Annotated in this window: 16 protein-coding genes and 3 pseudogenes; 13 read left to right on the forward strand and 6 right to left on the reverse strand. The window is 58.1% G+C overall.

What is annotated here, in order from left to right; genetic code table 11:
• Together FJ970_RS16455 and FJ970_RS16460 are read left to right on the forward strand one after the other, a co-directional pair.
• On the forward strand, window positions 1–2,190 hold the full coding sequence (locus FJ970_RS16455; RefSeq protein WP_140764220.1) for a GumC family protein: 2,190 nt from the start codon (window positions 1–3) through the stop codon (window positions 2,188–2,190).
• A 42-nt stretch (window positions 2,191–2,232) separates the two neighbouring features.
• On the forward strand, window positions 2,233–4,512 hold the full coding sequence (locus tag FJ970_RS16460; protein WP_227792176.1) for an oligosaccharide flippase family protein: 2,280 nt from the start codon (window positions 2,233–2,235) through the stop codon (window positions 4,510–4,512).
• Window positions 4,513–4,698: 186 nt separating this feature from the next.
• Here the strand turns inward: FJ970_RS16460 and FJ970_RS16465 are convergent, their stop codons facing one another.
• Both FJ970_RS16465 and FJ970_RS16470 read right to left on the reverse strand, forming a co-directional pair.
• The gene (locus FJ970_RS16465; protein ID WP_140764223.1) at window positions 4,699–5,841 is read right to left on the reverse strand and encodes an NAD-dependent epimerase; all 1,143 of its coding nucleotides are present in this window, start codon (window positions 5,839–5,841) and stop codon (window positions 4,699–4,701) included.
• Between the two features lie 78 nt (window positions 5,842–5,919).
• Window positions 5,920–6,618, reverse strand: a complete 699-nt coding sequence (locus tag FJ970_RS16470; protein WP_140764226.1) for a helix-turn-helix transcriptional regulator — start codon at window positions 6,616–6,618, stop codon at window positions 5,920–5,922.
• 253 nt (window positions 6,619–6,871) lie between these two features.
• Here FJ970_RS16470 and FJ970_RS16475 point away from each other — a divergent pair, with 253 nt between their 5' ends.
• Window positions 6,872–8,617, forward strand: coding sequence for a sensor histidine kinase (locus FJ970_RS16475; protein ID WP_140764229.1), 1,746 nt, complete (start codon window positions 6,872–6,874; stop codon window positions 8,615–8,617).
• Here the strand turns inward: FJ970_RS16475 and FJ970_RS16480 are convergent.
• A complete protein-coding gene (locus FJ970_RS16480) occupies window positions 8,614–9,276 on the reverse strand; it encodes a LuxR C-terminal-related transcriptional regulator (RefSeq protein WP_140764232.1) in 663 nt (220 codons plus the stop codon). The genes FJ970_RS16475 and FJ970_RS16480 overlap by 4 nt on opposite strands.
• Before the next feature lie 463 nt (window positions 9,277–9,739).
• Here FJ970_RS16480 and FJ970_RS16485 point away from each other — a divergent pair, with 463 nt between their 5' ends.
• From FJ970_RS16485 to FJ970_RS16530, 10 genes and pseudogenes are all read left to right on the forward strand, one after another.
• A complete protein-coding gene (locus FJ970_RS16485; RefSeq protein WP_140764235.1) occupies window positions 9,740–10,462 on the forward strand; it encodes a nucleotidyltransferase family protein in 723 nt (240 codons plus the stop codon).
• Between the two features lie 26 nt (window positions 10,463–10,488).
• Entirely contained in the window at window positions 10,489–11,625 is a 1,137-nt protein-coding gene (locus FJ970_RS16490; RefSeq protein ID WP_140764264.1) for a DegT/DnrJ/EryC1/StrS family aminotransferase, read from the forward strand.
• The gene (locus FJ970_RS16495) at window positions 11,622–12,350 is read left to right on the forward strand and encodes a sugar transferase (protein ID WP_140764238.1); all 729 of its coding nucleotides are present in this window, start codon (window positions 11,622–11,624) and stop codon (window positions 12,348–12,350) included. The genes FJ970_RS16490 and FJ970_RS16495 overlap by 4 nt, the downstream gene beginning before the upstream one ends.
• Window positions 12,347–13,351: an SDR family NAD(P)-dependent oxidoreductase gene (locus tag FJ970_RS16500; RefSeq protein ID WP_140764241.1), complete on the forward strand. Its 1,005-nt coding sequence runs from the start codon at window positions 12,347–12,349 to the stop codon at window positions 13,349–13,351. The genes FJ970_RS16495 and FJ970_RS16500 overlap by 4 nt, the downstream gene beginning before the upstream one ends.
• Window positions 13,348–14,619, forward strand: a complete 1,272-nt coding sequence (locus FJ970_RS16505; RefSeq protein ID WP_140764244.1) for a hypothetical protein — start codon at window positions 13,348–13,350, stop codon at window positions 14,617–14,619. The genes FJ970_RS16500 and FJ970_RS16505 overlap by 4 nt, the downstream gene beginning before the upstream one ends.
• A complete protein-coding gene (locus tag FJ970_RS16510) occupies window positions 14,606–15,868 on the forward strand; it encodes a polysaccharide biosynthesis/export family protein (RefSeq protein WP_140764247.1) in 1,263 nt (420 codons plus the stop codon). The genes FJ970_RS16505 and FJ970_RS16510 overlap by 14 nt, the downstream gene beginning before the upstream one ends.
• 76 nt (window positions 15,869–15,944) lie before the next feature.
• Entirely contained in the window at window positions 15,945–16,847 is a 903-nt protein-coding gene (locus tag FJ970_RS16515) for a class I SAM-dependent methyltransferase (RefSeq protein WP_227791809.1), read from the forward strand.
• 316 nt (window positions 16,848–17,163) lie between these two features.
• Window positions 17,164–18,891, forward strand: a complete 1,728-nt coding sequence (locus FJ970_RS16520; protein WP_227791810.1) for a type I secretion system permease/ATPase — start codon at window positions 17,164–17,166, stop codon at window positions 18,889–18,891.
• Window positions 18,892–18,902: 11 nt separating this feature from the next.
• Complete coding sequence (locus FJ970_RS16525; RefSeq protein ID WP_224598646.1) at window positions 18,903–20,234, forward strand: HlyD family type I secretion periplasmic adaptor subunit; 1,332 nt, start codon at window positions 18,903–18,905, stop codon at window positions 20,232–20,234.
• A 271-nt stretch (window positions 20,235–20,505) separates the two neighbouring features.
• Window positions 20,506–20,935, forward strand: a pseudogene (locus FJ970_RS16530) (HlyD family efflux transporter periplasmic adaptor subunit); the annotation flags it as partial.
• Here the strand turns inward: FJ970_RS16530 and tnpC are convergent.
• The 3 genes and pseudogenes from tnpC to FJ970_RS33910 all read right to left on the reverse strand — a co-directional run.
• A pseudogene (gene tnpC / locus FJ970_RS16535) lies at window positions 20,928–21,746 on the reverse strand (IS66 family transposase); the annotation flags it as partial. The pseudogenes FJ970_RS16530 and tnpC sit on opposite strands and share 8 nt — an antisense overlap.
• Before the next feature lie 69 nt (window positions 21,747–21,815).
• Window positions 21,816–22,170, reverse strand: a pseudogene (tnpB, locus tag FJ970_RS16540) (IS66 family insertion sequence element accessory protein TnpB).
• A gap of 200 nt (window positions 22,171–22,370) precedes the next feature.
• Window positions 22,371–22,601 (reverse strand): transposase, encoded by a 231-nt coding sequence (locus tag FJ970_RS33910; RefSeq protein WP_181178793.1) that lies wholly within the window; start codon window positions 22,599–22,601, stop codon window positions 22,371–22,373.
• Between the last annotated feature and the right edge of the window lie 662 nt (window positions 22,602–23,263).

Raw genomic sequence — 23,263 nt, forward strand, 5'->3', positions numbered from 1 at the left:
ATGGAAGGTTCTGTAGCCAACCGGATTGTGCGAGCCAAGCAGATCGCTCTGCCTGCAAGCGACACGAACACGCTCAGGAGGCGCAAGCTGCGTGAGCGCATCGATACGCCAACCCCGTTCCATCAACTCGTCACTGTCATCGCCAGAAGAAAGTGGTTCGTGCTCGCCATAGCCATTTTCGGCGGCGTCATGGCGGGACTCGCGGGCATTGCTCGTCCCATGCAGTTCGAGGGAACGACGCAGGTCATCATTGACGCTCCAAACAGGAATGCAGCTGCTGGCGCAACACAGTCGGTTCAAGATTTGCTGGATTCGAGCATTGATGATCATCTGACCATGCTATCCTCACAAGCCAATTTACGCCACGTACTGGCGGCGCTCGGCAAAACGGCGGCCGCCAACGGCGCTGGAAAGTCCGGTTTTGATCCGCTGCTGCCCGACCAGCATCACTCGAGTGGGTTTCTAAGCGACATGATGAACAGGCTTTGGCCGCGCACCAGCAGCGGCCCGAATAACCCGGAGGCGTTGGATGCTCCAAAACTGGAAGCCCTGCGTAATCGAATGAGGGTCGGTCAAGAGTTGCATTCGCGAGTCATTAGCATTGGTTACACCGACACCGACCCCGTACGGGCCGCAATTGTCGCAAACACGATCGCACAAGTCTATATACAAGATCTCGTTCAGCAACATCGCGCGTCGGATCAACAAGAACTCGACTCGATAGTCGCCAGTCTGCCACGCCTGCAAAAAGACCTGGTTGACGCAACCGATCGTCTGGAGACATACCGGCTTACCCACGGTGGTGTCGATCAAGCTGCGGCGAACAACGCGGCCGATGAGACAGCGGAACTCAGCAGGCAGATTGCTCTCTCGAAAGCCAATTTCTCCGCTACCCAAACGCGTCTTCATCACATCCAGGATCTGCAGAAGGCTGGGGCGTCGGCCTCGACGGTAGCGGCCGAACTTGGGTCGCCGGTATTGAACGACCTGATCAACGGCAAAGCCGACCCAACCGCTATTGATGGTCAGATCGAACAAGAAACCGCTCGTCTTGATTCGGACACGAATGTTTATAGCGCCCAGATCGCAGCCCTGGAGGCGCGCAAGGCCGTTCTCGATGCGGTCGTTGCCGATACCGCTAGCCGGCTTTCCGGCTTGCGAGCACTCGAGCCTCAGGTCGCAATCGCAACCCAACACTACAACGATCTCTTGGGCCGGCAGCAGGATTTGATACACCGCATCGCAGCGCCATCGCCTGGAGTCGCGATCCTCTCGGCGGCATGGCCACCGTCGGCGCCGAAAACACTCCCGCCGATTTTCCTGATCCCCCCCGGAATGATTGTGTTCGGTCTGCTGGGAGCGGTCTTCGTTCTGGCACGCAATCACTTCAACAAGACTCTGCGCAGCGAAGCCGAGGCCGAAATGGCGCTCGACATTCCATGCGTGGGGCTTCTTCCTAAAGTACGCAGAATGCATGCAAGGGAATTGCGCGACATGGTTCTTGGTCAACAGAGCTCGGCGCTTAGTCGCGCTGTCATGTCCCTTCTCGTCACCGTAGTGCCGACTCAAGGGAGAGGCCGCCCACCGCATTTGCTCCTCGTCACCTCCAGCATCCGGGGGGATGAAAAGACCGAACTTGCCTGGAGTCTGGCGCTGGCCGCGACGCGTCTGGGAGGCAGGGTGCTCTTGCTGGACCTTGAGCGCAAGAACACACGGCTCACGACCGAGTTCCGCGAGGAATTCAAGAATGTGGATGCCAGTGGTTCTTTTGGGGACTATGTGAGTGGGCGCTGCACCTTGCAGGATGCAATCGCAAAAATCCCGGCGCTTGGTGTTGACCTGATAGTCGCACCGCGAGTTGGGGATGACCTGTTGGCTCAGCTGTCGACAGCCGATAGTTGTCAATTCGCCGATGAACTCCGCTCGATTTACGCCGCCATCATTGTGAATGGGCCATTGGACCTTGGTGGCCCGGAAACAAGACTTCTAACGCATTGGGCAGACACTGTTCTGCTGACTGTTCGTTGGGCCAAGACACCGCGAAGTCTCGCGCGCGCTGTTGTGGATCTCCTCCAGAGCGGCGCGGCTGCGTCCGTTCCGATGGGAAGCGTCCTCACCCAGGTCAATCTCAAGAAGCATGCGCGTTATCGGTTTGAGGACGGCGCCGATCTCCTCGTCGAGAAGACATGATGTGCCTCGCCAACATCCCCTGCCAGCACTGTCTTGGAATCCGTGGAAGCGTATCGTCAGATTGGGTTTGATCCACACATGATCATTGAAATCTTCGGACCTCCAGGATCGGGCAAAACGACGTTCGCTCACGCGCTTGCTCGCCGGCTGCGTCATTCGGGATATCGAGCAAACGTAACGCTCAGCTATAGACCCAGCGAAGCGGCGGGCAATTCGTACTTCCTGGGGGCACGCTTGTTTGTCTTCCGTGTGTTGGCCGCGATGGTCTCCACAGCAAGGATATTGGCGTCGTCCAAGGGAAGAAAGGAAGACCTTGCTACGGCCTCATCGATGGTGAGGTTGATCCCGCCTGGAAACCGGTTCTGGCGTGCTCGTCTATGGCAATACATATTGCACCTGTCGCGTAGCTGGCGCCAGGCAAGGCAGGCGCCTGATATAGTAATATTCGATCAAGGCTACGTGCAGGCGGTCGGCTCTTTGGCGATGTTCAACGGAGCCGCCGACAGCACATTGCTTGCCAAGGTGCTCAGTCTAACGCCGCCTGCCGATCTCACAATCAGGATCGCCATGCCTTATGAGGTGGTTGAGACGCGTTTGCGCCAAAGAATCACCCGCGAACTGCCCGCGGAGCGCGTATTCGAAGCAGACCCTGAAATTAACATGCGCTCTTTCGGCGTTTTCCAAGCGATAGACAGCATTCTTCTGGCGTCCGGTCGAAAGGTAGTTTCAGTTGACACTCTCAACGACCAAGCCACGGCGGAAGGTTTCCGCCGCGTCGAGCAGGAAATCCTTTCAGCAATTCCGCGAACAGACAGCATCGCAGCGGTAGCAGGCCCGAAAAAGGAGGCACCCGACCTCGCGGCCAGCAGCCTTGCTCGCGATGCACATGCGACGTCAGCGTCAGCTGTCGTTGCAGGTTCACAACACCCGCGATCCAATGCAGCCGATCGCGTAAAGGCGGTTTTGCTTCCCAAGCAAGACGTTGGTTGGCACCTTGCCCAGGCGAGCCTCTTTGCCCTGTTGATCTATATCGCCGGGGCCGGCCTCACCAGCGTGGCGCAATTATTGATTGCGCGGCTCATCGGCCCTCGCAATTACGGCATTTATTCGTACGTGCTGGCGTGGACCTCGGTGCTGGCCTATCTGGCAACGCTTGGGTTCAACGTTTCATTGTTGCGTTTTGTGCCAGCTTATCGGGCCAACGGGCGGCTTGATCTGGCAAAAGGTGTAATCGCCTTCGCCCTGCGATGGTCGCTGACGACGGCGACGCTGCTTGGTCTGCTCGGCGCCACGTTGATATTCTTCTATTCGGATCACTCGCAGAAAGGTCTGGTAGTTAGCAACTTCTTGGGGATGGCAGCGGTGCCGCTGATTACCGCCTATGCGTTGGGGGCTACCCTGGTAAGGGCCCATGGCGGCGTTGTATCGGCCCTGCTGCCCGAACGGATCGTGCGCGACGGTCTCCTGGTCATACTGGTCGGGATTGCCGCCAAGTCCGGACTTCGCGCTGTGGACGCGCCCCTCGTGATGTTGACGGTAGTGATGAGCTCAGTGATGACGGTCGCACTAGTGTTTCTTACGGCTGCCAGGATTCAGCCGCCTGGTTTGCGCCTCGCACACGCCAGCTATGCCGCCAAGGAGTGGTGGTCCTCGGTCCCGCCGCTGACGCTCATTACCGGGCTTGACGTATTTGTTAGCAGAGCTGGAGTGATGGTGCTGGGTTGGACCGATCACATCCGCGAAGCTGGGGTTTTCGCCTTGGCCTTGAACGTTGCACTCCTTGTGGGCCTCTCGCGTATCGCCGTCGGTACGATGTTTTCGCCCACCGCAGCCGATCTGTTTGCTCGCCGCGATCGACAAGGACTGCAACAGCTCTTTGCGCGCGCTACCCTGCTTTCCCTCGGGGGCGCCATTGTAGTGGCAATTCCTCTGCTCGTAATAGTAAAGCCTTTGTTGGGCTTCTTCGGAGAGGGGTTCGTGGCTGGCGCCCCGATCGCGCGCGTGCTGATTTTTGGCTACTTCTTCGTGGCGCTATGCGGACCTCAGCAGAATCTGCTCACGATGACGGGAAACGAGTGGGCTGCCGCTTCCACCATGATCGCTGGTGCGACAGCCAACGTCATAGCCTGTGCTGTGGGCGTGGCGATATATGGTCCAATCGGAGCGGCAGTGGGTGTCGCAGTTGCCCTGGCCGTGTGGAACACGGCCATGGCTATCTACATTAGCAAGCGGCTGAAGATCCTGCCTGGGCTCGTGTTTGCGCTGACATCGCTCAAGCCAGACGGGCTCGGTAAGCTGGTGCGGTATCGTTTCTTGCGCTGACAAGACAACTTAAAGAGCAACTGTAGACCGCAGCATGGGCGTGATGAAGCGCGTCACGTTGCCCTGACCTTGCCTAGGCTCGCCATAATAGCAACCATGCAAAAGCTTGTCGTTCAAACGCGCTCATCAGGGACGACCGAAAATGGGCGGCAGACATTCCTTGACCAAGACTGATACTCTAGCCTATCAGGCCGCGCAAGTTTCATGGAATTCGTGATACCATTTGACGAAGTGGGACACTCCGTCAACTAGCGTTGTCGAGGGTGCGAAACCGACAGCGCGGCGGAGATCGCTGACATCGGCACGCGTTTCCAAAACGTCGCCGGCAGGCAGTGGCACGTCGACGCGTAGCGCCCGGCGTCCAAGGGCGGCCTCGATTATGGCGATCAGCCGATTGATCTCCTCGGGTCGGTCGTTGCCAATGTTGTAGACCCGATATGGCGCCGAACTGGTGGCGGCGTCAGGTTCGCAGCTATCCCAATTCAAATTGGGGGATGGCGGCGCCGCAAGCACTCGAATCACGCCTTCGACGATGTCGTCAATGTAGGTAAAGTCCCGCCAGGCGCGTCCCGCATTCGCTACGTCGATCGTTCGACCCTGTGCAATGGCATGCGTGAATGCATAAACAGCCATGTCGGGCCTCCCCCAAGGGCCGTAGACCGTGAAGAAACGCAGTCCCGTGACCGGCAAACCGAACAGATGGCTGTATGAATGCGCCATGCACTCATTTGAACGTTTGGTTGCGGCATAAAGGCTCAAGGGATGATTGGCGCCGTGATGTTCGGAAAACGGAATCGTACGATTGGCGCCGTAAACTGAGCTCGACGATGCGTAGACCAGATGTTCGATACCAGCATGCCTGCAGCCCTCCAAAACGTTTAGGAAGGCCACAACGTTCGACTGGACATAGGCATGGGGATCGACGAGTGAATGACGAACGCCAGCTTGGGCGGCGAGGTGCACGACGTGAGAGGGACGAAAATCGGAAAACAGCGATTCAACACGTCCACGGTCGGACAGATCGATCCGAACCGCGCTAAACCCAGGCTCGGCACTAAGAAGTTCGAAACGCGCTTCCTTCAGCCGTGGATCGTAATATGGGTTGAAGTTGTCAACGCCTATAACATTGACGCCATGGTGCAAGAGCCGTCGGGCGGCATGAAAGCCAATGAAACCTGCAGCCCCTGTGACGACAATCGGGCCGGCGCGCGCAAGGCCGAGCAGAGCTTGGTCCGAACGCGCTCGGGCAAACCCCTCGATTGCGGAAAGAGACGCCACATCGGGTAAATTCTCGGCAGCCTCTTGACCTGCGGAATTTGGCTCGATCATCTCGAATGTCCCTTTGGCGATCTGCGTTGACCAAATCGCAATCTATGCCCCTTGGATCGGAGACGACGCCGGCGATTATCAGGGCAAAACCGAAATGCGAGAAAGAAGAGCCACCAATTCCCCTTGTCGGCTCGTCTCGGTTTTGGCGAACAATGACGCGAGTTGAGACCGAATTGTAGTCCGGCTTAGACGCCAACTGCGGGCGATCTCCAAAGGCGCATCGCCTTGAGCCAAGCGAAGCGCAAGTTGCGTTTCGGCGCTTGTCAGTCCGAACATCCTTTGCAAGGTTTGAGGATTGGCCACCGACCTGTACCCACGATCCATTAAGGCGACGATACTCGTTCCGTCCGGCGCGACAGCGCCTCCTTCGTTAAGTATCACCGGCCGGTCGCCCCGAGAGTGAATAACTACCCACGACAATGAACCCGGAAGCAAGCGGATCGGAACTCCGGCAACGAGCCGCTTGAGCGCGGCGGCAAGCTCAGTGGCGGTAGCGGCTGCCTCACCTTGCCGCTCGAAGGTATCTTGCGCGGCGGCGTTCCATTCGACTACCTTCTTCTGGCCGTCGAGCAGGAGATAACCACAGCCGATCCGGTCAAGCATACCGGCAATTGATTCCATGCTTCTTCGCTTGCTTTCGTTGATTTTTCCTTCCGGTCGATCGAAGGCGGATGCTGCGGGACGGTGCGGTATATAGGCGTTGCGAGCATGTTGGTTCCTCCACGGAATGGTTCGAAGGCTCACAACGGGATCGTTCCGTCTGTCAACGAGCGTCATTTTCCTGCCCCAACTAACTTGCCTAATGAAGTAGGCACATCACAGATCACTCGAACTCTCTTCGATAGCGCGATGTTTTTTCAGTTTCGAAGCCGAGCCTCGGGAACTCTGCGCCACATTCAATGGATGCAGCGTTCTTAACTCTTCCGATTGATTCTAGCCGGGTATCAAGGCTAGGCAATCCAGCATTGGCACTAGGCAATCATTTGTGGCTTAGTCTGAACGATCTAGTCAGAAGGACGTAGTCTGGCCTATGAATTGGCATCAGCGCACTGCGAATCCGAACGGGGCTCGCTCGCCGCTGACTCACTTAGCTTCTCTAGCGGTGCTGGTTACTTCGATAACAGTCGAAGTAACGGGCGCAGCAAAAGTGGGTCAAGACGCCACATTTATCGCCTTTATTCCGGCCATTATTATCATCGTTTATCTTGAAGGTCGCGCAGCGGCACTCGTTGCGACACTTTTGATGGCGGCCGCCGGTATGTCGGCTCGCGGGCTTCTGGTCGGCCAAATCCCGGCAGCCGATTGGACTCGGGCGATTCTGCTTCTGTTGTCGGGTTGGACAACCGTGCTTACATTCCACCGCCTAAGCCAGGACTTGCACGCGGCGGTTGAAGTTGCGGAGGCACGCCTCGCGGCGGTCGAGGCGGTGGAGAGCCGCTATCGTTGGGCTTTTCAGCACGCCGCTATGGGCTTCGCAAACACCAATCAAAGCGGTGAGTTACTGCAATCCAACCCGCGCCTATGCGAAATGACCGGCTACAGCGAGGGAGAGCTTGCACGATTGCGGCTCAGCGAACTGGTCCATCCTGACGATAGAGATGCCTTCGGAGCGACATTGGAGCGCTTAGATGCAGATGGGTCTTCATCAAGTTCGGAGGTCCGTTTGTCAAAAAAAGACGGAACGACATTCTGGACCCGGCTCACTCTGTCTTCGGCCGCGTCCGATGGTGTTCCTTCGAGAAGCGTATTCGTGGTTGTCGACGACATATCGGAACGAAGGTCCGCACGAGAAGCCCTTCGGGCTCAGAAGGAATGGCTTGATCTCGCCCTCTCTGCCGGACGTCTTGGCACGTGGCGGATTGATCGCCAAGACGCGACGGTGACCGGTTCGGCCAAATTCTGGGACATCTTGGGCATGCCGCCAGGCGCCGTTCGTCGCCTGGAGGAGCTTGCCGGGGTCGTACATCCGGCAGACTGGCCAAAACTCGCATCCTCGACGAGGCACGCGACAAGCATGAATTATGACGCCGAGATTCGCGTTCGACGGGCAGAGGACGGGAATATGCGCTGGATTGCTCTGCGTGGGCGAGAGGAAATACAGGATTCACGTGCCGTGCGAGTCGGGGTTGCTGCCGATTTAACCGAGCGTCGGCAAACCACGCTTTTGCGCGCCGCCGCAAAAAAAAGGGAGCGTCTGATGCTCGAGCAGCGTCATCGGCTCAGCAATCTGTTCCCTGTCATCATGGCCCTGGTGAAGATCGTCAAGGCGCCTGGCAACGATGTTGCTCTATACAAGCAGACCCTCCTCGATCGGATCCGCGCACTTGAGGTGACGCATCTACTCCTTTCACGCCATGCCGGTTCGTCGGCGCTGCTCCATGATTTCGTCACGCAGGAATTGCGGCCTTACATGGACACGCACGACATCAAGATCACCGGTCCAGCGGTTATGATGCCAGCAGGACCGGCCGAGAGCTTTGCAATGATCCTTCATGAGCTTTCGACCAATTCCGTCAAATACGGCGCGCTGGGCGGTTCACGGGGTCAACTTGAGGTCCAATGGGCTTATGAGTCCGAAGACGCTTCGAGCGACATTGTTTTCAACTGGTTTGAATCCGGACAACGGCAAACGTCAACCGCCGTGCGTCGCGGTTTCGGTTCCATGATAATCGGCTTGGACGGGGCGCCTCTTGTAGGTCACTCGCCAAAGTTGGAAATATTGGAGCGAGGCCTGCGATATTCGCTGCGGCTTTCACGCAAGGAAATCGAATCCTAACTCACGTTCTTCGACAGCCAGGTTTGGAGCATGAGGGCCGCTTCTGTCCGATTTCGCGCTCCCAGTTCGCGCAGGACAGCGCCGGCATGGATTTTGGTCGTCGCTTCGGCAATTTCCAAATGGCGAGCAATCTCCTTGTTCGAATATCCTTCCGCCATCAGCTTCAACACCTCCTTCTGTCGGGCGGTCAGCCTGGCCAGATTATCGGCGTTCGTGCGTTTCTCCGATGATTGGAGTGGCAGCGGCGCAGGCCCGGCAGATGTTCGAGACAGCAGCGCTGGAACATATATTCGGCCGGCCAGGATCTCATTAACGGCGAGCACGACTTCCTCGTCGTTTAGGGATTTGACGATGTAGCCATGAAGACCGATCGACAAAGCGGTGAGGATCTCGGCGCGTGAATCATTGCCGGACACAATTGCAAAGCGTGTGTCAGGGTGGGCAACGAGAACGTCGCCAAGCACTTCCTGGTTGAATAGGCCAGGCATGTTCAGGTCCAGGATCGCAAGATCGATGGATGCTTGCTCTTCCAGCAACCTGACAACTGCGTCAAAGCATGCTGCCTCGAAAATCTCGACACCCGGAATGCCTGCCATCAGAGCGAGCCTCAGCCCGCGGCGATACAGGCCGTGATCATCGGCGATAACGATTCGATACATTCGACTATCCCAACGCTTACTCGGCTCTCGCAATCTCACTTCCCACAGAGCTACGCCGATCGGTGACGAGCCTTGAAGCGACCCCACTCATCGATCTACTTCAAACCGCAGCGCCCCATTGCTGCACATTCCACCCCTCCATATTTTAGCATGTGATTGGAAAATGCCCTGGTTTTTTTCGCACCTCCTTATGGGTTCGTTCCGGCGTCGGCCGAGGTGACGCCTTTTGCCGGCTCATTCAACACCAGAACCGTTGCCTCGGTACCATTCAAATGCACGACGACATCTACCCGACGATCACGATAGCGTTCCCCCACGATGTTCTGGATTGGCGCGGGTGAGGATCACAGAAGCCTCACCGGACCTTAAATTCCTAACGGAATAGAAGGCGCGATTCCTGGACGCTAGCGTAAAGAACGACCCGTGGCGATGGCGTTCGGGCGTATGATTTAGGGAGGTTCGGATGAAAGCGGTAATTCAATGCGGTGGAATGGGAACCCGTCTTCGGCCCTTCACGTCGGTCTTGCCGAAGCCGCTCATGCCGATCGGTGCCCGGCCCGTTCTTGAGTTGCTTTTGAAATGGCTACGGCGCAATGGCATTGAAGAAATCTATATCACGACTGGCTATCTCGGCCATTTGATCCGAAGCGTTTGCGGTGATGGCTCACAATGGAATCTTAAGATCAAGTACACCCAGGAAATGGAGCCGCTCGGCACCATTGGGCCTCTGTCCTTGATTAGAGATGAACTTACCGAACCGTTTGTCGTGCTCAACGGCGATGTCCTCACCGATTTGAGCCTGAGCCGGTTTGTTGCAGCGCATCGGATGCACAAGGACCCGGTGACAATCGCCACCGCATGCCGCCTGCACAAGATGGACTTCGGCGTCATTGACGAAGTCGACAATACCGTAAAGGTATTCCGTGAGAAGCCGACCCTTTCGCACTTGGTTAGCATGGGTATTTACTGCATGAATCCGGATGTGTTGATGTTTATACCATCAGGAATACCATTCGGTTTTGACGATCTAATGCTGCAAATGATGCAAAAGGGTACGGTCGTCCATGTCTACAAACATGATGGCGTTTGGCTTGATATCGGCCGCGTCGACGACTTCCAGAATGCTCAAGCAATTTCGTGGGAAGAGCAGCCATCCTCGATAGAGGTTGCCGCAGCCGCAGCATAACGACCACAAAGATCCGGGAGGTAATGATGCTTTTGGTGAGTGCCCCTATTCTGGGCTTGCCGGAGAAGAATGCGCTCACAAAGGTAATTGATAGCAGCTGGCTGACTATGGGCGAGCGGGTGCAGGCTTTCGAAGAGGCATTTGCCAGAATGCACAACGCGGAAGATTGCGTTGCGGTCAGTTCCTGCACCGCAGCCCTTCATCTGATACTGCACGGACTCGGGATTGGCCCGGGCGACGAAGTGCTTGTACCGTCGCTTACCTTCGTAGCGACTGCGAATGCGGTCCTCTATGTGGGCGCCACGCCAGTCTTCGTCGACATCGAATCCGTCGACGTCCCATTGATGTCTATGGTGGAAGCGGAAGCGCGGTGCACGTCACGCACTAAGGCAGTGGTGCTCGTTCACTTTGCGGGCTACCTCGCCAACCGGGAAGATTGGCAGACATTCGCCCGCGCTCGGGGATTACATATAATAGAGGATGCCGCGCATGCGCCCGGCCTGAAAGAAGTTGGCACGTTTGGCGCTGCTGCCGCTTTCAGCTTCTATGGCAACAAGAACATGACAACGGCAGAAGGAGGCGCTGTCATTGCTCAAGATCCGGCCCTGCGGGCACGGATTCGACAAGCCCGCGGCCACGGGATGACAACCGGGACACATCAGCGGCTGAACAGCCGCACGGCACAGTATGATGTCACCATGCTCGGATTCAACTACCGCATGGACGAACTGCGGGCCGCCATAGGACTGGTTCAATTGGAGAACTTGCGGGAATGGAACGAAATTAGGCGCATCCTCGTCGTCCTCTACCGGCGCCTGGTTGCCATGCATTGTCCCGGCGTGACCATTCCATTCAGTGAACCGCGGACGTCGGCTTACCATATCATGCCAATTCTTCTGCCGCGCGACGTTAACCGGCAAGACGTCGTCGACGAATTGCGGGACCAGGAGATACAGACCACCGTCCACTATCCGCCGGTGCATCAGATGAGTTTCTATCGAGAGCTCTCTCCTGGAACGCATTTGCCCCGAACAGAGGACTTTGCACACCGAGAGTTGACACTTCCCCTGCATCCCCAGATCACCGCCCCCGTCATAGAAACGGTTGTGGGCACGCTGGCACGCGTGGTCAACCGCTGCGCACAAACGGGTACCGCCGCATGAACGCCTCGGTTCGATCCTTTCATGGGCGCTTGGTCCCAAGCTACGCGCATGGGTTCGGTAGGCGCGCGATCGATCTCGTTGTGGCAAGCGTTGCAGGCACCATGCTGGCGCCGCTGATGATGCTAGTCGCTTTAGGAATCCTGCTCGAAGGCGGTCGACCCATCTTGTTTGTGCAGATCCGCATTGGCGCCGGGGGACGGCCCTTTCGCATGTACAAATTTCGCAAATTCGCTGCCAAATGCAGCGCTCAGGGCTTGGCATTGACCATGGCGGGTGACAGCCGCATGACGCCTCTAGGTCGGCTGCTCGCCGCAACAAAATTCGACGAGTTACCGCAATTGTGGAACGTTTTGAGAGGCGAGATGGCGATAGTCGGACCGCGTCCAGAAAGTCTGGCTTTCGCTGACTGTTTCCAGGGCGAGCTTAAGGCCATTCTCCAATACAAACCGGGGTTGCTGGGTCCAACCCAAGTCCTGTTCCGCCACGAGGCCCGTTTCTATCCTCTCTCGGCGGAGCCGCTGCTGTTTTACCGGGAAGTCCTCTTTCCTGCCAAGGCAAAGATCGACCTCGCGTATTATTCGCAGCGCACGATCGCTTCGGACATCGTCTGGATTGTGCGCGGCTGCCTGGCCGTTCTCGGCCGGGTGCCGTCGCCGCCGGCTCACATAATGAATGCTAACGAAAAGACAGCGTCTCACGTCGGACGAGGAAATGCTTGGTCATGAGCTACAAGGGCAAGAAGGTTCTGGTGACAGGTGCGGATGGATTTATCGGGTCTCATCTTACCGAGGCACTCGTACGCAACGGCGCGGATGTCACTGCCCTTGCGCTATACAATTCCTTTGACAGTCACGGGTGGTTGGATGATTTGCCCGACACAGTTCGAAGCCAGCTGAAGCTCGTGCGTGGCGACGTTCGCGACAGCGCTTTCCTGAACCGGATCATGCGAGGTCAGTCGATTGTTTTTCATCTGGCCGCGCTCATTGCTATTCCATATTCTTACGCAGCCGCTCAGTCATATGTGGAAAATAACATCCTGGGCACGGTGAACGTACTTGAGGCGGCTCGCCAGTGGGAGACGGAACGCGTCGTTCACACCTCGACTAGCGAGGTCTACGGCACCGCCTTGACGATGCCAATCGGCGAAACGCATCCGCTGCAGGGACAGTCGCCTTATTCGGCATCGAAGATCGGCGCCGACATGATGGCCCAGTCCTACGCCAGGTCTTTCGATGTTCCTGTCGTGATCATGCGGCCCTTTAACACATACGGGCCACGTCAGAGTGAACGGGCGATCGTGCCGACCATCATCCGCCAGGCCTTGGACCCAAATTGCCCGGCAATCATGGTCGGCGATACAAGTCCGGTCCGCGACCTCACCTTTGTCGAAGACACAGCGGCGGCATTCCTTACGGCAGGGTTGTCTGGTCTCGAATTCGGCAATGCCTACAATGCCGGGAGCCAGCGCGCCGTGACTGTTTCGGACGTACTGGATCTCGTTCTTGAGTTGAGCGGCTCCAAAAAGGCCGTTCATCGAGACGAAAGTCGTCTCCGGCCGCAAAACTCAGAAGTTCGCGCCTTGCTGGCTGATTCCACGCGTCTTGAAAGCGAGACTGGTTGGCGGGCGCAGACCAGCCTTCGCGATGGCTTGGGGCGAACAATTGATTGGTGGCGGTCGCGTCTCAGCGAAGGTCGGGTACGTCGCGAAATGGGCTACATGACATGACTTTCGGCCACCGTTACGCATCGGCTCTGATGTTAATTGCAGCGGCCTTACCCATCGATCTACACGTCGCGATCGGGTCGCAAAACGTCATTCCACCGACAGTGTCGTTGCCGGCAGACCTGCCGGGCTATCTCCAGTCAACGCAAGATCCGGCATCGGGCAACAGCTTCACGCGCGTTACCAAACCCGGAAACCTTGGCAATGGAGTCGTGTGTGGAAGGAAGTATTGCAGTCATCGCTATTCGAGCGCCCAAGCCTGGAGCGCTGACCAAAGCCTTCTTGTCATCAGCAACGGCTGCGGTGGCATGTGCTTCCTCGACGGACACACCTACGCCCCGCTCTTCCACCGGGACCGATCGGGCGGATGCGAGTGGAACCCGCAGGAACCGAGCCAGATGATCTGCGTCCAGGGCAGGGCAATCTCCAGGTGGACGCCGCGCACCAATCGTGAGGAAGTGATTTTTCACGCGACGAACTATAGCAATCTTCAGTTCGGCCCTAACAAAGGCAACCCTAGCCGGGATGGCAATCGCATAGTCGTGCGCGCGGTTCGAGCGGACGGCAAAATGGTGGCCTTCGCCTACGATCTCAAGCAGCAGCGAAAGTTCCAGGATATCGATCTTGCTCAACTTGCTGGGGCCAACCGCGCCTGCTCGATCTCTCCGCTAGGCACCAACGTTCTTTGCTTTCAGAACCTTGAAGACGGGACGGACCAGATCATGATCTTCTCCGTCGACGGTGTCTTGCGCCAGAAATGGGCGGAGCATCATCGGCCTGGTCACGGCGATATGACCGTCGATGCCGATGGCAGCGAAATTTATGTGGGCATCAGCAAATCGGAACCGGACAAGTATCAAGTCATCAAGCGGCGGATCTCGGATGGGGCGGTCACCTCACTGATGAAATACGGCGAAGCCCAGCACGCGTCTCTACGGGCCTTGAATAGGCCGGGCTGGGTATTCTTGAGCTACGCCGGCGATCCGGCGGAAGTGTCAAACCATCCCGATTGGGCGCCTTACGCAAGGGAAGTGATCGCGCTGCGCACTGATGGCAGTGGATATGTTCGTCGCATCGCGGAGACGCGAAATGTCGTCTTCGACTACTGGAGCGAGACACACGCCTCGCCCTCCCCAGACGGCTCGCAGGTTGTCTGGTCAAGCAATTGGGGCGCGCCGGGCGGCCCGGTCCACGATTTTGTCACCCGTGTCGATTGGTCAGTGTCGGGCACGTCGAGCCAGAAGGAGATTGTGGCAAATGGGCTTCGATAAGCGAATTCTACTCGCCGCGCTCGTCGCGGTATCAGCCGCCCAAAAGGTCGCTGCGGCAGACGCCCCGCTTGTCTATCAATTGTCTCCAGGAGATGTCGTCGAAATAGGAATTGCTTCGATTCCTGAGCGAATTCAGCGTGCCGTGGTCCAGATGGACGGCACGATCGCGCTTCCCGAAGTTGGCGTGGTATCGGTTGCCGGCCTTACTCCGACTCAACTGCAGACGCGCATGGAAACAATCTTGCCGACAAAGATTTTTCGCGCGCGGCTGCAGGACGGGCGAGAGCAAATGATTATCATCAAGCCAAGCGACGTGACCGCGGTAATCGCGGAATATCGGCCAATCTATGTCACCGGCGATGTCCTTACTCCGGGGCAGCAGCCGTATCGCCCGCTGATGACAGTTCGACAGGCGATAGCCGTTTCCGGTGGATTAAGCCTTTTGCGTTCAAGAGCAGGCCAAGCGGGACCCGATCCGGTTGATCTGCGCCGCGACTATGAATCGCTTTGGGGCGAGTATATCAAGGACTACTTTCACGGCGCTCGAATTCGCGCCGAACTGCAAGGTGAGGCGAGCTTTGACCAACACCTGCCGCAGGGATCGCCGTTGCCTGCCAGTGTCGGTACCGCAATAGCGCGGGCTGAAGCGGAGGCCTTGAAGATTTCAATCAGCGATTTTCAGGCGGAGCAGAGCTATCTCGAAAAAGGCGAGAAAGACACGGCAGATCAGATCGACGTTCTGCTCAAGCGTCAACAGGTCGAAAACGACGGCGTCAAGGCAGACCAAGACGATCTGGCTAGGGTTACGAAGGTCTTTGAATCGGGCAACCTCACCAACAACAGGCTCGCCGACGTTCGGCGAGCTTTGCTTCTGTCGTCAAGCGGTGCTCTTCAGACGTCAGTTGAACTGATGAGGGCGCGTCGCCAGGAAGATGACTATGCAAGGCAGCTGCAACGCGCTGAGAACCAACGGAAAATTGGTCTTCTGACCGAATTGAAGGACACAGATGGGCGTTTGGCGGACAACACCGCAAAACTTCACGCCGCAAGCCAGAAACTGCAGCCATCCGGAGCGTCGGCCCGACCCTTGCCTATGGCTGGGGAAACAATCCGCGCCAAGGTGTTGATCATTCGCAAGGTCGACCAGGAATGGCGAAAGCTGGCTGCCGACGAGGATACCGTCGTTGCGCCCGGAGATACCATCGAGGCGACCTTCAGCAGTGACCTCGAAGGCGTGGCCATCCAGTAAGCAAGTGTGTCGGACTCGCGTGGGGAGGCCGCTGGCTCAAAGTTCGACCGTCAACCAAAATGGAACGGAGGGTTTCGTGAAGATCCAGTCCAAGCCAAGCGCCTCTCCAATGCAGTCAACTGAAGTCGCACCAGCGGCCGGCCCGGCAATCTGCACGTTTGAGACACCTGTCTTGAAAGTTCCTCAGACGAGCCCCCGAGCTGTTGAGGCCAGAGTGTGGCAGAATCGGCGGGCTGATCGGGAAGGGGATGAAGTCTCGGATAATTATCGCATTAGCCACTGTGCCCGGGGTTATGGTGAGCACTACAACAAGACACACGAGTCCGGCTACTATGGCGCCCTGTGGACAAAAATTGAGAAGCCCCTTCTCGTTGACGTTCTCGGTCCCATGGGTGGTGCCGGCCGAAAGTGCCTCGACTTCGCGTGCGGCACCGGCCGCATCACCAACATAGCCGCCGAACTGTTTGACGAGGTGGTGGGGGTCGATGTCTCCGGGGCTATGCTCGCCTGTGCACGGGTCCCAGACAATGTGAAACTGCGGCACATCGATATGACAGTCGACCCGCTCGGCGAAACGTTCGACGTTGTAACCGCATTTCGTTTCTTCCTGAATGCCGAGGATTCTCTGCGACGAGAGGCCCTGACCGCGATACACGACCAACTGAACGACCAAGGCAGGCTTGTGGCCAACGTACACATGAACGCAACCTCGCCAGTTGGCGTAGCTTGCCGGATGCTAAATCAGGTTTTTGGACGCACACTCCGCAACACGCTGAGCGCCAGTCGATTTAACGAATTGCTCGTATCGTCTGGTTTCATCGTTGAGCACCTGATCCCCTACGGTTATCTGCCTCGGCCAGGCCACTTTTTGCCTGGCCTTTGCCAGGCATTGATCGAGCCAGTGGAGAAGGCATCAAAAACGCTCAAGCTGCCTGGCTCCCTTGCGCAACACTTTTTGGTGGTTGCAAACAAACGATAGGCTGGTCGCACCGCCGGGTCGCAATCACACGGGTCTAAAAACCGTGTTTTGACTTCGGCGGCGCTGTCGCTGCAAACTTTCCCACCCCCCGCTATCTTATCCACCGCTTTTGGCAAGGAAGCCTTGGGTTTCTCGGAAAAGCGTCACGATTTTGCTACATTTTTACCGAAGGCAGATACCTTAGCAACGCTTAATGCTTTCGGTGCGGGACAGGGCTAGCAAGGAAGAGGGTGTTTACAATCGGCAGGACAAGCGAGTCCATGCGGCCATTTCTCGTAGAGGGTCGCGCACCATGAAGCGATGGAACGGGCCTTCGATGGATTTGCGTTCGGCTTTTTCAGGCTGTGTTCCTGGGCTGGCCGGTGTCGGTCTGTTCTCAGCGGTCATCAACATTCTGTCTTTGACAGGATCCATCTATATGCTGCAGATCTACGATCGCGTTCTGCCTTCACAGAGCATTCCGACGCTTGTCGGATTCACTATTGGGATGCTTGGTCTGTATGCGGTCTATGGAGTGCTCGATTTCATACGGCTTCGCCTCTTGGTGCGGATTGGCAGTCGGCTCCATAGAACTCTGCAGCAAAGGGTCTTCGCCATCTCACTGTCCCTGCCGCTCATTGCCGGAGAGGACGCAAGCAGGACTCATCCGCTTCGCGATCTGGATCAACTCCGCGGCTTTCTTTCCGGGTTGGGACCGACAGTCGTCTTCGACGCCCCCTGGATACCATTTTATCTGGTGATCATCTATCTTCTGCACCCTTCGCTTGGAATACTAGCCACAGCAGGCGCGGCTGTTGTCATTACCCTGACAGTGGTGGCGGAAATTTTTGCGCGCGGACCGGCGATGCACGCGTCCGAAGCACTTTTATCGCAACGCGTTCTTGCCGATTCCGGGCGTCGCAACGCCGAAGTTGTGCACGCTATGGGTCTTTCCAACCGGATTGGCCATCGCTGGAGCGAAGCGACCCGAGCCTATCTGGCGTACCAGGAGCGGCTTTCCGACGTCGTAGGCGCAGCCGGCTCGCTAACCAAGGCACTTCGCATGGCGTTACAATCCTCGGTTTTAGGGCTCGGCGCTTATCTTGTTATTGGCGGCGAAGCATCCCCTGGCGTGATTATCGCGTCATCCATATTGCTGGGCCGCGCGCTGGCCCCTGTTGATATTGCGATCGCAAACTGGAAGGGTTTCCTGGCTGCTAGGCGCAGCTTCTCCCAGTTGGCGGCCGTGCTCAGCACTTTTGACGATCACAACGAGCCCATGGAATTGCCCCGCCCGCAGGCACTTCTTGCGGTTGAAGACCTGACGATCGCGCCGCCGGGCGTGTCGAGGCCGACCGTCTTAAACGTGACTTTCCAATTGCCGAAAGGCTCCGGCATGGCCGTTATCGGCCCGAGCGGCTCTGGCAAGACGACGCTCGTTCGCGCCCTGGTCGGTGCGTGGAAGCCGCTTCGCGGAACGGTCAGGTTAGACGGAGCCTCGCTCGAGCAATGGAGTTCGGAGCGGGTTGGCGCTCATGTTGGTTACCTGCCGCAAGACGTTGAACTGTTTGATGGTACAGTCGCGGACAACATCTCGAGGTTTGGCGGCCAAGGCGATCCCAAAGGCGTTATGGCTGCCGCCAGGGCGGCGGGTATCGACAAGATGATCATGCGACTTCCAGACGGTTTTCAAACGCGCGTGGGGGAAGGGGGCACTGCTTTGTCGGCGGGGCAGCGGCAGCTCGTGGGACTGGCCAGGGCACTTTATGGCGAACCATTTCTTGTCGTTCTTGACGAGCCTAATTCAAATCTCGACGTCAGTGGCGATGCTGCGCTGGCCGGTGCGATCCTGAGCGTTCGTCAGCGTGGTGGGATTGTCATCATTGTGGCTCATCGTCCGTCGGCTCTCACCAACATCGATCGGGTTCTCGTCATGTCCAATGGCATGCTCCATTCCTTTGGCTCGCGCGAGGATGTGCTGGCGAACGTGGTCCGACCCTTTCCAGCTGCAGAGCGTCCAAGTCCGGTGGTGCCCCTTCACAAGGGCGTCAGCGGGCATGCCTGAGATTCTTCCAAGTGTCTGATACGATCACGGCGCCATATGCCACCGGGGAGGATGTGCTCGGATTGCAAGACGGCGTTCGCGCCAATCTGATGCTAGGTCTTGCAACGACTTTTCTAGTAGTCTTGGGCTGCGGGCTGTGGGTCGGCTTGACCAAGATCGCCGGCGCGGTGATTGCGCCAGCCACAGTGGTGGTAGAGACCAACATCAAGAAAGTTCAGCATCTCACGGGTGGTACGATCGGTGCTATCTTCGCCCAGGACGGAGATCATGTTCAAGCCGGCGACGTGCTGGTCAAGCTGGATGACACATTGACGAGGGCTAATCTGCAAATAATTAGCGAGGATCTCGATCGCGCGACTATCCGCCTTGCCCGGCTGGAGGCGGAACGGCAAAGCCTTCCGGAAATCCAGGTCCCGCGAGCTGTCCAGGCCAGGATGAGCAACCCTGAGCTGGCGGCTCTTGTCAGTGGTGAACGCGCCTTGTTCGACAGCCGTGCGGCGGCACTCAAAGGTCAGAAGGCTCAATTGCAAAGTCGCACAAGACAACTCGAACGTCAGATCGACGGCCTCAAATCAGAGCAAGCGGCGGAAGATGAAGCGGTGGCTTTGCTGGATCACGACCTCACGGATGTCGAAGCGTTGTATTCTAAGAAATTGGTTTCAAAGGAAAGATTGAGCAAGGCGAGATTGGATAGCACGCGAGCTCACGGAGAATCGGGACGTCTGGCCGCTGCAGTCGCCGAAGCGGAGGCTCGGGTTAGCGAAACTGCGCTGCAAATTCTCCAACTCGACGAACAAAAGCGCGCCGATGTCACAAGCGAGCTTCGCCAGACCGAAGCCAAGAGCACCGAGCTGAAGGAGCGCAAGATAGTAGCTCAGGATGAGCTGAGCAAAAGTACGGTCAGGGCTCCGCAGTCTGGAACAATTCAAGAATCATCGATCCACACGGTAGGCGGTGTCGTCGGCCCCGGAGAAGTGCTCATGATGATTGTGCCGGATACGGACAATCTCGTAGTCGACGCCCTAATCCCGCCGTCGCGTGTAGATGACATTCGCGCCGGCCAACCAGTATCAATTCGTTTTCCTGCGTTCGACGCCGGTACTACACCCGCCTGCCAAGGGTGGGTTCAGCGCATATCCGCCGATTTGATCAAGGACCAACAGCGTCAGTTGTCGTATTTTTCAGCGCGTATCAAGGTTGAAAACAAGTCGGACTGCTTAACGGAAGCCAAGGTCCTGAAGCCAGGCATGCCTGCCGAAGTCCACATCAGCACAGACGAACGAACTGTATGGTCGTACTTGCTGAAACCGTTCGCTGACCAGATGTCCAGGGCTTTCCGTTAGGCGACAACAGCGCCACCCGACAACGGCATACCGAGGCGAATTTGTGGGGTGGCATTAATAGGATATGGGCGAACCCTTGGACCTGCGTGCCGTGGCGGACACCCCTGTATGATCAAGCTGACCGGAGCGATCTGACGAGGATTTTCATCGAAGTCGGCGATCAGCTTGTCGAGCTCATCCTGGGTAGGTCGCGATCGCGCTGGTGCCTTTGCCAACGAGGCCGAGTCTCTTCAGGGCGATACGCGCCAGCTCTATCTGTTCGATCTTGACCGGAGGCGTCGTCACGCCGGCGCAGTCGCTCGCGGTCGTCGTGCCGGCCGACGCTGCCCTCGAGATCGAGGCCATGGTGTCGAACAGCGATATCGGGTTTGTTTCTCCCGGGCAGGAGGCGGAGATCAAAATACCTTCAATTTCACGCGCTACGGGCTCTTGCACGGGCGCGTGCTCGGCGTCTCGCACGACGCCGTCAACAATGAAAAACGCGACGTGCCTCAGGCGAGCCACGATCCGCAGCAGAGAGTTCGACGACCGAGACGCGGGGGCAGGGGCTCGCCTAAGTAGCGCGCGTCTCGCTCGACCGCACCCAGATGCGGATCGAGGGCAGATCCGCCGATCTGTCACCCGGCATGTCGGTCACGGTCGAGATCAAGACCGGCTCACGCCGCATCATCGTAAGCGGTGTTCTCAGGCCACGGCCCTGAGTTCAGAGGCGCGGATGTAAGGCGGGTCGCCGCCATTCCATGGTCGGTCATCGCGGGCTGCCGCGGCCCGGATCGAGCACCGGCGCCTTCGTCTCGTCGGCGAAGAGTTTTGGTGAGGACCTCAGCTTTCCAAGCAGCCGCTCGTGCACCGGACGTAGATGCCAGGCGGCACGGCCGACCCAGTCGGCGAGCGTCGACCGGTCGAGATTGATGCCCTGCCGGGCGTAGATCTGCGCCTGACGATAGAGTGGCAGGTGGTCAGCATATTTGGAGACTAGGACCTGGGCGATCGTTGCCTCGGTCGGAAGGCCGCCTTCGATCAGCCGGGCGGGTGCCGGAGCCTGAACGACAACGTCCTCGCAGGCGCGGCAGGCATATTTGGGCCGGCGCACGACGATCACACGCAGCCGCGCCGGCACGATGTCGAGCCGCTCGCTCACGTCTTCGCCGATCCGATGCAGGCCGTTGCGGCAACACGGGCAGGCATGGTCCTCGATGTCGACGACCATCTCCGTGCGCGGCAGATGGGGTGGCAACGCGCCGCGGTTCGCCCGACGCTTGGCGACACGCGCCTGTCGCTCCGTGGGAGCAGCCTGTTCGTTCTCCTCCTGCCGGCCGCCTCGATCTGCTCGGCTTCCTCAAGTCCCAGCAGCAGTTGGTCTTCCGGCAGCGTCTCAGCACGACGGCCGAAGCGATGGCGCTGCAATTCCTTAGTGATCTGGACCAGACGGGAATTCTCGATGTCGCGCGCCAGGACCATCGCCCTCAGCGCATCCGGATCGTCGGGAAGCTGGTCAGCCGTCATCGCCATGAGCCGATCAGACCATATTGGCCGACGGCCCGCGACAGCGGAATCCACGCTGATTCACTTCGTCGCGGGTCAGCCCGCCTGAACTGGAATGCGGGTCCGGCGCGGCTCGTGGACTCGCCGCCAATCGAGGCCTTCGAGCAACGCCGAGAGCTGTGCAGCCGTCAACCGCATCACGCCGTCATGCACTTTCGGCCAGCGGAACTCGCCATCCTCCAGACGCTTTGCATAAGGCAGACCCCGGTGCCGTCCCAGAAGATCAGCTTGATCCAGTCGGTGCGCTTGGCGCGGAAGACGTAAACGGCGCCGCTGAACGGATCGGCGCCCATCGTCTCGCGCACCAGGGCGGCCAAGCCTCAGCACCCTTGCGGAAGTCCACTGGCTTCGTCGCTACCATCACCTTGACCGCACCCGTCGGCCCAATCACGTCGTCCCCTTCAGCGCGCGGATTACAGCGGCCACTGTCTTGGTATCGGCGCCACGGCCAACGCGCATGGCGATGCCGTCGATCTCAAGCTCAATCACGCTGGCGTCTCGGGTGGCTTTCGGGTTCCGCTGCTTCGGTGGATGCCTGGCTATGGGTTCCGGCGCCCCCACCACCGCCGGCACGAAGGCGGGAGAATCTTGCTACACCGAAACGGTCTGTTTGCGCGCTTCGCGACGCCAGGCGAAGACCTGTTGCGGCCTCAGACCATACCGGCGGGCGACCTCGGAAATGATTGCGTTCGGCTCCAGAGTCTCCTCAATGATCCGGGCTTTGTCATCCACCGACCACTGACGCCGGCCGCCAGCACCGTTGATCACCTCGAAACGTCGAGGCTGTCGCTCAGGGTCAAGCGTAAGGTCAAGTCCAGACACAAGCCGATCTCCGATCCCAATGCAGAACCGGCAACCTCACAGATTGCGGCCACTCCCGAAAGGTGGCCCGGAAACACCGAACGTATCATCAGCTACCTTCTTTCGCCGCTCATGCGATACAAGCAGGAGGTCCTGCGCGAGCGGTGAGAAGCAGAGGTGCCGATCCATCGCGTTGATATGGCTGCGCGGCCCGGTTGTGGTAGGCTTGGCAAACCCCCATAGAGCGCCTCAGCGCGTGTCGAACAGGCGCTAGTCCATGTATGGCAGAATCCATCTGTACGGATGTCCGCTTTTAAAGGCGATCGCGGGAAGCTTGCCGGTTGGTAGCCGGAGCCGGGAAAGGACGCAGAGCGATGTTGCCAAGCATTGGGAGTCCGCAGTCAAGCTGGTCGCGGCCCTGGAAGAGGAAGGCGCGGCGGAGCACCGTGGCGATGTTGCGGTCTTGTGACTCGACCACACTTGGCGCCTGCAGCCCGTCTGAGAGCGTGGCGGCAGCCAGGCGCGATCAATCGCTGAAAGCGGCGTGGAAACTCAGCCTAGCCAACTCACCAATTCGGCCCCGTGGATATCTCCACGAAAAAGTTCAAAAACTTGAGAAAGCGGTGTTGACAGTTTGTCGGGGTGGCGACTATATACGCCTCACGAACGAGGGCGGTGCGCCG

Source organism: Mesorhizobium sp. B2-1-8, assembly GCF_006442545.2.
In the GTDB taxonomy this organism is placed as follows: domain Bacteria; phylum Pseudomonadota; class Alphaproteobacteria; order Rhizobiales; family Rhizobiaceae; genus Mesorhizobium.